Origin of the sequence: Stenotrophomonas sp. GD04145, assembly GCF_029835135.1 — a bacterium.
GTDB lineage: Bacteria > Pseudomonadota > Gammaproteobacteria > Xanthomonadales > Xanthomonadaceae > Stenotrophomonas > Stenotrophomonas maltophilia_P.
In genome coordinates this window covers 39,284-51,249 of sequence record NZ_JAODZG010000014.1, presented here as the reverse complement: position 1 = coordinate 51,249, position 11,966 = coordinate 39,284, and the positions used below count along the sequence as shown (strand labels likewise).

9 protein-coding genes are annotated in these 11,966 nt (G+C 67.3%); 2 read left to right on the top strand and 7 right to left on the bottom strand.

What is annotated here, in order from left to right; genetic code table 11:
* Positions 1 to 66: 66 nt before the first annotated feature.
* From N7367_RS09785 to N7367_RS09765, 5 genes are all read right to left on the bottom strand, one after another.
* Positions 67 to 1,707 carry an acetolactate synthase large subunit gene (locus tag N7367_RS09785; protein WP_279942278.1) on the bottom strand — a complete coding sequence of 547 codons (1,641 nt, stop codon included), beginning with the start codon at positions 1,705 to 1,707 and terminating at the stop codon, positions 67 to 69.
* 64 nt (positions 1,708 to 1,771) lie between these two features.
* On the bottom strand, positions 1,772 to 3,157 hold the full coding sequence (locus N7367_RS09780) for an NAD-dependent succinate-semialdehyde dehydrogenase (RefSeq protein ID WP_279942277.1): 1,386 nt from the start codon (positions 3,155 to 3,157) through the stop codon (positions 1,772 to 1,774).
* A gap of 608 nt (positions 3,158 to 3,765) precedes the next feature.
* On the bottom strand, positions 3,766 to 4,548 hold the full coding sequence (locus tag N7367_RS09775; RefSeq protein ID WP_053519318.1) for a helix-turn-helix transcriptional regulator: 783 nt from the start codon (positions 4,546 to 4,548) through the stop codon (positions 3,766 to 3,768).
* A 45-nt stretch (positions 4,549 to 4,593) separates the two neighbouring features.
* Positions 4,594 to 5,719 (bottom strand): peptide chain release factor 2 gene (gene prfB / locus N7367_RS09770; protein ID WP_111186457.1). Its coding sequence is split into 2 segments (ribosomal slippage): positions 4,594 to 5,643 and positions 5,645 to 5,719, totalling 1,125 coding nucleotides; the frame shifts between segments, so codons are not numbered across the junction.
* On the bottom strand, positions 5,642 to 5,815 hold the full coding sequence (locus N7367_RS09765) for a hypothetical protein (RefSeq protein WP_279942287.1): 174 nt from the start codon (positions 5,813 to 5,815) through the stop codon (positions 5,642 to 5,644). The genes prfB and N7367_RS09765 overlap by 78 nt, the downstream gene beginning before the upstream one ends.
* A gap of 86 nt (positions 5,816 to 5,901) precedes the next feature.
* Here N7367_RS09765 and N7367_RS09760 point away from each other — a divergent pair, with 86 nt between their 5' ends.
* Positions 5,902 to 6,642 (top strand): M48 family metallopeptidase, encoded by a 741-nt coding sequence (locus N7367_RS09760; protein ID WP_053519322.1) that lies wholly within the window; start codon positions 5,902 to 5,904, stop codon positions 6,640 to 6,642.
* A 38-nt stretch (positions 6,643 to 6,680) separates the two neighbouring features.
* On the opposite strand, the gene N7367_RS09755 is transcribed toward N7367_RS09760, so the two are convergent.
* Positions 6,681 to 7,541 carry a LytTR family DNA-binding domain-containing protein gene (locus N7367_RS09755; RefSeq protein WP_279942276.1) on the bottom strand — a complete coding sequence of 287 codons (861 nt, stop codon included), beginning with the start codon at positions 7,539 to 7,541 and terminating at the stop codon, positions 6,681 to 6,683.
* A gap of 175 nt (positions 7,542 to 7,716) precedes the next feature.
* Here N7367_RS09755 and N7367_RS09750 point away from each other — a divergent pair, with 175 nt between their 5' ends.
* Positions 7,717 to 8,925 carry an acyltransferase family protein gene (locus N7367_RS09750; RefSeq protein ID WP_279942275.1) on the top strand — a complete coding sequence of 403 codons (1,209 nt, stop codon included), beginning with the start codon at positions 7,717 to 7,719 and terminating at the stop codon, positions 8,923 to 8,925.
* 64 nt (positions 8,926 to 8,989) lie between these two features.
* On the opposite strand, the gene N7367_RS09745 is transcribed toward N7367_RS09750, so the two are convergent.
* The gene (locus N7367_RS09745; protein WP_279942274.1) at positions 8,990 to 11,893 is read right to left on the bottom strand and encodes a VIT domain-containing protein; all 2,904 of its coding nucleotides are present in this window, start codon (positions 11,891 to 11,893) and stop codon (positions 8,990 to 8,992) included.
* Between the last annotated feature and the right edge of the window lie 73 nt (positions 11,894 to 11,966).

Here is an 11,966-nt window from a genome sequence, read left to right as displayed (position 1 = left end):
CCGGTAGCGCCGGGCCATGCCCGGCGGTCAGTCGGCAGGAATCCCCGGGCGTGGCCCGGCGCTACCTCAGGCATTCCCCGGGAACGCCCGGCGCAGCTCATCCACCAGCACCCGCTCGTTCTCCGAGTAATCGATCGGCACCGACACCAGGTGCACCCCACCTTCGTTGAACGCCGCCTCCAGCGTCGGGATGAACTGCTCGATGGCCGTCACTTCGTGGCCCTTGCAACCATAGGCCTCGGCGTACCTGACGAAGTCCGGATTGCCGAAGGTCATCCCATAGTCGGTGAAGCCATCCACCGCCTGCTTCCAGCGGATCATGCCGTAGGCACCATCGTTGAGGATCAGCACCACCAGGTTCAGCCCCAGCCGCCGCGCGGTTTCCAGCTCCTGGCTGTTCATCATGAAGCCGCCGTCGCCACACACCGCCAGCACCCGGCGCTGCGGGTACAGGATCGAGGCCATGATCGCCGAAGGCAGGCCCGCACCCATCGTGGCAAGCGCATTGTCCAGAAGCAGCGTATTGGCTACCTGGGTGCGGTAATTGCGCGCGAACCATATCTTGTACATGCCATTGTCCAGCGCCACGATGCCGTCGGGCGGCATCACCCGGCGCACGTCGTGGACCAGCCGCTGCGGGGTGAACCGGGCCTCTTCGGCACGGTCGGCGAGATGGTCGAGGATGGTGGCCCGCAGCGGCAGCAGCGCATCGGCATGGGCCACCTGGCCTTCGATGCGGTCGGCCAGCTGGGTCAGCGAACGGCCGATATCGCCGATCACCTCCACCTGCGGGAAGTAGACCTGCTCGACCGCCGCCTGCGAATAGCCGATGTGGATGACGGTCGGTCCGCCGGGCCGCATCACGAAAGGCGGCTTCTCGGTCACTTCATGGCCGATGGTGACGATCACGTCGGCCTGGTCGATGGCCATGTGCACATAGTCGCGTTCGGTCAGCGCGGCGGTCCCCATGTACAGGCCTGATCCGCCCGCCACCGCACCCTTGCCCATCTGCGTGGTGAAGAAGGGAATGCCGGCACGCAGTACGAAGGCTGACAGCGCGTCGCTGGACTGCGGTCGTGACGCCGCGGAGGCGATCATCAGCAGCGGACGCTTCGCATTCCGGATGATCTGCGCGGCGCGATCGAGCGCCTCGGGACTGGCGATCGGTCGATCCACCGCATGCGTCGGGATCATTGCCACATCCTCGACTTCAGTGGCCGCGATGTCCTCCGGCAGTTCCAGCAGGACCGGGCCCGGACGTTCTTCCTGCGCGACACGGAATGCCTCGCGGACGATGGTCGGGATGGTGCGCGCCGATACGATCTGCCGCGCCTGCTTGGTCAGCGGCTTCATCGTGCTGACGATGTCGACGATCTGGAAGCGCGCCTGCTTGCTGGCGACGATGCCCTTCTGCCCGGTGATCATGATCACCGGCCATGCCCCCAGCAGCGCGTAGGCCGCACCGGTGGTGAAGTTGAGGGCACCCGGGCCGAGCGTGGCCAGGCACACGCCCGGCTTGCCGGTCAGGCGTCCGTAGGTGGCCGCCATGAACACCGCCGCCTGCTCATGGCGGGTGATGACCAGCTCGATGCTGGAATGGCGCAGCGACTCGACGACATCGAGGTTTTCTTCGCCGGGAATACCGAAAATACGTTCGACGCCCTCGTTCTCGAGCGCCGCGACAAGCAGATCTGAACCCTTGGACATGGGAATGCCGTCCCTCTTCACTGGACTGGTGGTGGATCGTTACAGGAAGGATGCAAGCCGTGCGTCAACGACGGTCGAACCACACGGTCTGCGCGTTCACGAACTCGCGGATGCCGAAATGCGACAGCTCGCGGCCGAAGCCACTCTTCTTCACGCCACCGATCGGCACGCGCGGGTCGGACGCGGAGAAGCCGTTGACGAACACGCCCCCGGTCTGCAGCCTGCGTGCCAACCGCATCGCGCGCTCGCGATCGCCGCTCCACAGGTTGCCGCTGAGGCCGAATTCGCTCTGGTTGGCCAGCACCACCGCATGATCGGCATCGCGTGCGCGGCTGATCGAAGCCACCGGGCCGAAGGTCTCGGTATCGAACGCCTGCATGCCCGGCTCGACACCGGCCAACACCGTGGGGGCATAGAAGCTGCCCGGACGATCCAGCTGATGACCGCCGACCAGCAGCTGCGCGCCGGCCTCTACCGATGCACGCACCTGCGCATCGAGCTGCTCGAGCAGGTCCTGCCGGGCCATGGGACCGATGCGGTTGCCGGGTTCACGGCCATCACCGACGGTCAGCGCCTGCACCTTCGCGCAGAACTGCGCCACGAAACGGTCGTACACGCCGTCCTCGACGATGATGCGCTTGCCGGCGATGCAGACCTGTCCGGTGTTCTGGAAGCGCGAGGCGAGTGCCGCATCCACCGCCGCGTCGAGGTCGGCATCGTCCAGCACGATGAAGGGGTCCGAGCCCCCCAGTTCCAGCACGACCTTCTTCAATGCCTGCCCGGCCTGCGCGGCAATGCTGCGGCCTGCGCCGACGCTGCCGGTCAGGGTGACGGCTGCGATGCGGTCATCGGCGATGGCACGGCTGGTGCCCTCACGGCTGATGTTGGCGGCGATGAAGGTGCCATCCGGCAGGCCCGCGTCGCGCCAGGCGGCGTCGAGCAGATGGGCGGTACCGACGATGTTCTCGGCCGGCTTGAGCAGGAAACCATTGCCTCCCATCAGGATCGGCACCGCTGCGCGCATCACCTGCCAGTACGGGAAATTCCACGGCATGATGCCCAGCACCACGCCCAGTGGCAGGTAGGACACGTAGGCCTTGTCATCGGGAACCAGCGTCGGCTCGTCGCGCAGGTACTGTGCGCCGTTATCCGCATACCACTCGCAGAGCACCGCGCACTTCTCGATTTCGGCCAACGATTCGGCATGGACCTTGCCCATCTCGGCGGTGGCCAGCGCCGCAAGCGATTCGCGGTCGCGGCGCAGGACCGCGGCCATCGCACGCAGTACATCGGCGCGCTGCTCCAGCGACTGCGCGCTCCAGGCGGCAAAGCCGGCCTGGCCTCGATCGAGAATCACCTCCAGCTCGGCGTCGGTAACGAAGGGATGGCGGGCGATTTCCTGGCCGGTGGCCGGATCGAGGGAAATCGCAATGGCGGGGGCAGCGGACATGCAGGGCTCCTGTTGTCTCGGCAACGGGCCGATTGCCCGTCTCCTGTCAGGAATGTGGACCCGAAGCTGCCGCGCAACAAGGCGTCTGCTTATCCTGTGACCTGCACTTACCTGCCTGAATGGGGTTGTCGGCAGGGCTGCGCCCTGCCCCCCAAGCCACGCCAAGCCACAGCCAAGCCACAGCAGAAGCTGGTTTCCTGCGGGATGGCGGGGTGGGGCCGATGGCGGGAGACGCCGTGAACCCATCCATGGGGGCTTGGCCGCGGCATCCATGCCGCGGACACTCCCGCCATCGGCCCCACCCCGCCTTCGACAGTTTCCCGCGATCTGTCGGAACGGATCTGGCTCCAAATGAATTTCGATATCTGAAAGATGTGCCGACCAAGGTCGACACCCACCCACAGCCGCGGGAAATTGTCAGAGGCGGGGCGGCGTCGGAGTGCGGGGTGTCAGCCGCATGGATGCGGCTGCCAAGCCCCCATGGACGGGTTCACGGCGTCCCCGCACTTCGACGCCGCCCCGCCATCCCACGGAATGCACGCTGTTGCTGTTGCTGTTGCCTTGGCTTGAAGCCTCTGCGGGTGCAGGGCGCAGCCCTGCCGCCCCACCTACTTTCGCGGCAGGTAGGTGACCAACGACAGGTCGTGCCGGCTCTCCGGCACCAGCGCCACGTACTGCAGGTCCAGCAACCCGCGCGTGGGGTGGTTCAGCTTCTTCGCCCCCTCATCGAAGCGGCGCACATCATGCTCCGGCCACCACTGCCGGAACGTATCGCTGTGGGCAGCGATGTCCTCGGCCAGCGCCAGGAAAGGCGCCTTGTCCTGCGCCTGCGCCATCGCCGCGCGGAAGCCGGCCAGCAGGCCCCGGGCCATCTCCTCCCAGTTGAGGATCAACGTGCGATAAGGCGGATACAGGAACATCAGCCGCAGCGTGTTGCGCTCATGCGGCGCCAGCTGGCTGTAGTCGACGAACAGTTCGGCAATGGCCGGATTCCAGGCCAGGATGTCGAAACGGGTGTTGCGTACGTAGGCCGGGATCGGCTGCATCGCGTCCACCAGCTGGCGCAGGCCATCAGTCACGCTTTCATCTGGCGACTCCAGCGGAACGCCATAGCCGGACAGCGCGAATGCATATGCGCGCTCGTCATCGCTCATCCGCAATACCCGGGCCAGGCGCTCGAGCACTTCCGGCGACGCACGCACTTCACGTCCCTGCTCGATCCAGGTGTACCAGCTGACACTGACCCCCACCGCCAGCGCCACTTCCTCGCGCTTCAGGCCGGGGGTACGCCTGCGCCCGGCCGGCAGGCCCAGCGTGGCCGGGTCGACACGGGCGCGGCAGGCCTTGAGGAAACCGCCGAGCTCCCTGCGTTCACTCTCGCTGCGCATCATCGCCCTCCGTTGCGGAAGGCGATGATATCGGCGCAGGCGTGCGCATCAGGCATCGACGCGCTTGGACCCCACCGCCAGGCCAGCCTTCAGGCTGGCCTCGACGAACTCATCGAGGTCACCATCGAGCACCTTCTGCGTATCGGAACGCTCGATGCCCGTGCGCAGGTCCTTGATGCGGCTCTGATCGAGCACGTAATTGCGGATCTGGCTGCCCCAGCCGATGTCGGACTTGGTCGCTTCCACGGCATCCTTCTCCGCGTTGCGCTTCTGGATCTCGAGCTCGTAGAGCTTTGCGGCCAGCATCTTCATCGCGTTGTCGCGGTTCTGGTGCTGGCTGCGGCCCGTCTGGCACGCCACCACGATGTTGGTCGGAATGTGGGTGATACGCACCGCCGACTCGGTCTTGTTGACGTGCTGACCACCGGCGCCGGACGAACGGTAGACGTCGGTGCGCAGATCGGCCGGGTTGATGGTGATGTCGATGTTGTCGTCGATCTCCGGCGAAACGAACACCGAGGTGAAGCTGGTGTGGCGACGGTTGTCCGAGTCGAACGGCGACTTGCGCACCAGGCGGTGCACGCCGGTCTCGGTCTTCAGCCAGCCATAGGCATAGTCACCTTCCACGCGCAGGGTGGCCGACTTGATGCCCGCCACATCACCGCCGGAAACTTCCATCAGCTCGGTCTTCCAGCCACGCGATTCGCACCAGCGCAGGTACATGCGCAGCAGGATCTCGGCCCAGTCCTGGGCTTCGGTACCACCGGCACCGGCCTGGATGTCGACGAACGCAGCGGCATTGTCCATCTCGCCGGAGAACATGCGCTGGAACTCCAGCTTCTCGACGTGCGACTGGTGCTTGTCCAGATCGGCAACCACGGCCAGCGCGGTGTCCTCGTCCTGCTCGGACTCGGCCAGCTCCAGCAGCTCGGTCGCATCCTTCAGGCCATCGAGCACCGAGGCGATGCCGCCCACGGTCTTTTCCAGGCTGGATCGCTCGCGCCCCAGGTTCTGGGCGTACTCGGCGTTGTTCCAGACGTCGGGGTTTTCAAGCTCCCGCGTTACTTCTTCAAGACGCTCTTTCTTGGCGTCGTAGTCAAAGATACCCCCGAAGCGACAGCACGCGATCGGTCAGATCGGTGATGCGCTGGCGGACAGGATTCAGTTCGATCATGTCGGCGGTCGTGCGTTCAAAAAATGACTGCCAATGATAACGCAGGCGCCCGGCAGGCGGCGAGGCACCCCAGCGGCCCGGCCGGCGGCTGGACACGGGCCGGGCTGAAGCCGGTAGACTTCCCGGCCGCCGCGGCAACAGGGGGACGCGCGGCCCATCCCAATCCAAGGAGCACCATTTCAATGAAGATCATGCGTTCCACCCTGTGCCTGGCCGCCTGCCTGCTGGCCGCCAATGCGTCGGCCATCGACCTGAAGGGCCTGACCAGCACCGGCCTGAAGGCCGGCAAGGCGCTGACCCTGTCCGACGCAGAGGTCTCGGCGGCCGCCGACCAGGCCTGCGCCTACATGGACAAGGAGAACCAGCTGGCACCCGCCAACGATCCCTATGCCCAGCGCCTGGCCAAGATCACCCAGGGGCTCGCCAACGAGGACGGCCTGAACCTGAACTTCAAGGTCTACCGGACCGCCGATGTCAACGCCTGGGCGATGGCCAACGGCTGCGTCCGCGTCTACACCGGCCTGATGGACATGGCCAGCGATGACGAGGTGCGTGGCGTGATCGGCCACGAAATCGGCCACGTGAAGCTGGGCCACAGCAAGACCAAGATGCGCACCGCGCTGCTCGCATCGGCCGGCCGCGAAGGCCTGGCAGCGTCGGGCAACGGCAACCTGACCCAGCTCAGCCAGGGCCAGCTCGGCGACCTCGCCGAGGGTTTCGTCAACGCCCAGTTCTCGCAGAAGGAAGAGAGCGCGGCGGACGAGTACGGCTACCAGTTCATGAAGCGCCACAACTATGATCCGGCAGCCCTGGCCAGCATGTTCCGCAAGCTGTCCAGCGAAGGCGGCCTGATGTCGTCGCACCCCGGCTCGGAAGCCCGCGCCGCGCGCATCGACGCGATGATCAAGAAGGACAGGAAGTAAGCACGAAGGAGGCGGGCGCTCCGCAGGTCCGCCCGCCCCTATCCTCCCGCCAGCGCCTGCCGCAGCAGCGGCAGCTGGCGCCTGCTGCAAGGAATCTTGGCCCCATCGGCCATGTGCAGCAGGGCCTCGCCGCCATCCAGCGGCTCGATGGAGCGCAGCTGCCCGCGGTTGATCAGCCAGCTGCGATGCGGCCGCAGGAACACCAGCGGATCCAGCCGCAGTTCCAGCACCGCCATGGTGATCCGCAGCGGATAGTCATGGCCGCGGACCCTCAGATTCACGTAGTTGCCAGCGGCCTGGGCGTACTCGACGTCCTCGGTGGCGACCAGGAATTCCTTGCCCAGCTTGCGCACCAGAAAGTGCTGCGGGCGCTCGACCGGCTCGACGGGCGGACCGACATCCGGCGCGGCCAGCAGGGATGCCTCACCCTGGCGGCGGCGGCCGAACCAGCCGGCAAGGTGCTCCAGCGCCACGAACAACGCGAACGTGCGGACATCCTTCAGGTACTCGTAGGCAAAGCGCTGCAACCAGCCGTCATCGTCCTGGTAGTGATGGCCCAGTGAGGCGTACGCGAGGTGGCGGATCACCATCATCCCCACCACGTGCAGCAGCGACCACCCCACGCTGGCCAGCAGGTACAGCGGCAGCAGGCGCCTCCAGGTGTCGACATGCAACGGCCAGCGCTGGCACCCCCACCACAGCAGCGGCAGGGTCAGCAGCACCGCTCCGGCGCTGCTGAATTCCCAGACCAGGGGCTCCCACAGGGCCAGGGCGGTGCCGTGGCGCCCGGAATCCATCACTTGCACCAGCGCGTTCGTCACTGCGGTCGCCGACAGGATCGCGGCCCACACCAGCAGACGACTTGACGTTCGCCAGCGCGGCAGTCTGCCCTGAGCCATTGCGACATCCATCTCGTCGCGGTCCCTCAGCGTGCATCAAGGGAGCGAGCGTAGCCTCCCCGTTGATCCCGGCACGCCCGCCATTGGTCACTACCGCGGCACCGGTGGCCCCCTGCCGCTTACGCCCCCACCTTCGCGGACGCAGTCTGGCGTCACCTTCCTGCCGGTTGCGGCCATGACCCGACGCCATGACATCGACACGCTCCGCGTGCTCGCCTTCGCCCTGCTCATCCTTTACCACGCGGCCATGGCCTATGTGGATGGCTGGGGCTTCCATCTCAAGAGCGCCTACACCGCCGAGTGGCTGCAGTGGCCGATGATCGCTCTGAACCGCTGGCGCATGCCACTGCTGTTCGTGATCTCGGGTATCGCTCTGGGCCTCTCGCTGCCGCGGCACGGACGCACCCGGTTCGCACTGAAACGCAGCGGACGCCTGCTGCTGCCGCTGTTGTTCGGCATCGTCGCGGTCGTCTCGCTGCAGGCCTATTGCGAAGCGGTAGACAAGGGCAATGTGACGCCAGGACTCGGCGCCTTCCTGTGGCGTTACTGGCAGTTCCGGCCGTGGCCGGGCGCACATTTCGACGGCGCAGCCTACGGGTTCGCCTGGAATCACCTGTGGTATCTGGCGTACCTGGTGCCCTACACCCTGCTGGCCATCGCGCTGGCCGGTCCGATGCAGGCCCTGTGGGCGCGGCTGCCGTCATGGCGGCCCGATGACCGCCTGATCGCGATCATTGGCCTGGTGCTGCCGGTGCTCTGGCTGGCCTGGGCCCTGCTGGTGGTGATGCCTGCGTGGCCGCCCACCCATGCGCTGCTGAACGACCTCTACGTGCATGCCGAATCCCTGCCCCTGTTCCTGGCCGGTTTCTGGGCCGCACGCTGGCAACGCGGCTGGGACCTGCTCGTGCGCGGCAGGCGCCTGACGTTGGCGCTGGCCGTGATCGGGCTGCTGGTCGAACTCGGCATCCGCGCCCTGGGCCGGATGCCCGACCTTGACCAGCTCGATCCATCGGTGCTGTCGCTGCCATGGGCGCAGACCGAGCGCGTCGGCCGGGCCCTGTACACCTGGTGCGCACTGCTGGCGATGTTCGGCTGGGCCCGCGTGCCGCTCGACCAGCCGTGGCGTGGCCTCGACTACTGCCGAGAGGCGGTCTTCAGCTGGTACATCCTGCACCAGACCGTGCTGATCGTCCTGCTCTACTGGCTGCGGCCCCTTCAGCTCGGCCCCTGGCTGGAACCGGCTCTGCTGGTTGCCGGCACCGTCGCCGGCTGCCTGCTGATCCACGAGCTGCTGATCCGTCGTGTCCGCTGGCTGCGCCCCCTGTTCGGCCTGCGCGTCCATCCGCCATCGCCTTCGGTGGCAGGCGCGGCGACGGCACCGTGACACCATCGCGTGGAGCCGGGTCATGCCCGGCTCCGACTCAAGCCTGCCCGAACTGAGCTCGGCGCTATCTGACCTCGAACTCGCCCACCAGCACCGTTTCGGCACGATCCTTCAACCGCATCGTCACCCTCTGGTCCTTCTGCTTCGGCGTGCCCCAATGGGTGGTCAGGCGCAGCATCAGGGTCGTGGCACCGGTCACCAGCTGCTGGCGACTGCCGAAATAATTGGCCTCCACCTTGTACCTGCCCGGCTTGGCATCACGCAGCGAGAACTGCTCGGGTCCATAGCCTCCGGTGAAGTCCTGTGACATCTGTCCTCCCTGGTATGTCAGACGATTGCCGTAGTACGCGCGCTCGCCGTTCGGGTCGGTCACCCACAGGTCCATGTCGCTGTTGTCCGCATCCCACGACAGCACTACCCGCAGGTCCAGCGGCATCGGCTGCAGCAGGCGCGGGTCGATGGCCGAGGTATCAAGCCCTGGCGTGCTGCGTGCAACCAGCTGGGTCAGCTCGTCCAGCGCGATCAGTGCAATGCCGTTGAACCGGCTGTCCCAGGGCCGCGTCACCACCTGGTACAGCGGCGCCAGCGCCTGCTGTGGCCGGCCCGCCGCCGCCAGGGCCAGGCCGAGATCACGGAAGCTCTGCGGCTCCTCCTCGCCCATCGCCAACACCTGCTCGAACACCGGCACCGCCAGCATCGGTTCGTCGGCCTGCATCAGGCGGTAGCCGAGCACGCGCAGCAGATGGCGGTTGTCCAGGTCCATCTCGGCCAGGTTGGACAGCACGCGCAGGGCCAGATCCCGCTGCCCCTGCTCCAGCAACAGATCGGCCACGTCGAGAAAGAACGCACTGCTGTCGGCATGCGCGGCGCGCTCGGCCAGGTAGCGGTCGTACAGGTGCGAGGACGGCCCCTGGCGCAGGCGCCGGGCAATGGCCGAATCTGGCTGCCATGCGGCCAGTTGGATGCCGAGCGCACCGCTGTTCGCTGCGGCCTCTGGCGCTGCAGCGCCGCTCCCCGTGCTCGCATCGCGTGCGGCTTCCTGTGCAGGTGCCGAGCGACGGGCGCGTGCACGCGACACCTGGACGTCGCGTTCCGCGGCCGCAAGCATCGGTGCGGGCGCGGGAGGTGCGGCCGCCAGCATCGCTACCGGCGCAGCGGCCGAAGCAGAGACGGCAACCCTGTCCAACGCCTTTCCCTGCAACTGCGGCGGCGTGTCTTTCGGCCAGCTGCGGCGCCACCACTCCCGGCGCTCCTGCCACTGTGCGGCGATGTCGTCCAGGCGACGGCGCTCGGCGGCGCTGCGGTCAGCGACCACGCGTGCAAAGCGGGCGTCGTACTCGGTCCGCAGCGCGCCGGCAGGCCGGATCGCGTAGCGCAGGTAATCGTCCAGCGTCTCCAGCACGATCAACGAGGTATCCGGACCAACCAGACCGAACTGCTGCGACAGGCGCTGCATCGCCTCACGGTTGCCGCGACGGTCGGCGGCCAGCTGCTGCAGCCGCGCCTGCGCCCACAGGCCGGCCAGCAGTTCTCCATTGCCGCTCGTCTGTGTCGCGGGCAGCGCCAGCCATTGGCCGCCGACGCGGACCCGCATCGGCACGCCGTCCGCCGCCAGCCGCGAGTGCAGCCACAGCCAGCCCTGGGCTTCACTGCGACGGTCGATCACCACGTCCTGTACACCGCGGCCCGCATCGACCTGCACGTCCAGCGGCGAAGACAGCAGTTCGCGTGCAGCGGCATCGACATCCGTCCCCAGGGCGACGAAGCGACCGCCATGCGATTCGCTCCAACCGCGTAGCCGAACGACATCGGTATGTGCGCCCGCACTGCTGACCGCGAACAGGCGCTGGTCGGCGGCGAGCGTCGGCAACACCTGCGGGCCGTAGGTCAACAGACCGTCGCTGACCAGCAGGTACTCCTTCACGGCTGCCTGCGGCTGCCACTGCGCCAGCGCGCTGGCGCCATCCGGGCGGACGGCCTGCAACGCCTGCCGCAATGCCGACCAGTCACCGCCGCGGATACGGAAGCGACGCACCGGCTCGGCCCGGTCACGCAGGACCGTCAACGCGACCGTGCCGTTTCCCAGCACAGCAAAGTAACGGTCCAGCAGTGCAAACTCCCGCGAACGGTCACGCCGGCCTGATGAGCCGGAGCCATCCCACAGCAGGCCGATATCGGTCGGCAGCGTACGCGGCGCGTTATCGACCGGCACCGGCAGCTGTGCCAGCAGATAGTGACCGTCCTGCCACGGTGCGACCTGTACCCGTGCCTGACGTGATGCCGGGAGCGTCCACTGCAGCTGCGCCGGCAACAGGGCGCCTCGGCCCTGCCAATGCAGTTGCCCCTCAGTGAAGCGGAACGGCCCTGCGCTCGTGGTCGCCGCATCCGGCGCCTGCAAGGTCAGCTCCACCGAGGCCGCGCCAGCGGCGAACTGCAACGGCAAGATCCATTGCCAGCCGTGGCCGGCAAACGCCAGCGGTTCGCGCAGCACCAGCTGCACACGGCGGCTGCCGCCGGCGGGCAACGGGTAGACGCGCAGGCGGAACTGATTGCCGGCGGTCTGCTCCAGCAGGCCCGGATCGACGCCGCGACGCGCGATGTCCTCGAACACCTGACGCCCCCGGTCCTTGGGCACGGGCACCGCCTCGCGCAACTGGCCATCGATATCCAGGGCGAAGCCGGTGATCTGCTGGCCATCAGCCAGCGGGAACTGCAGCTCGCCCTCCATGACCCGGCGGTTGGGGTTATGGAACTCCAACGTGACGCGGGTCTGGGCGATACCCGCCTGGACCTCCCCTTCGATCGAGGCCCGACTCAGCACGATGGGCTGCTCGGCGCCCGCGACCTGCAGCAACGGGACCGCACGAACCGGGCGGACGGCCGGACGACCGTGGGTCTGGGCGGCCGTGGTGAAGGCACAGAGCAGCAGCGCCAGCAGGCACAGCACACGACGAAGGACGGGCGACATGGTACGTCTCCAGAGCGAGGACGAACTGTTCAACGCATGGCAGGCCGGATCGGGGTTGATCGGGTGATCGTCC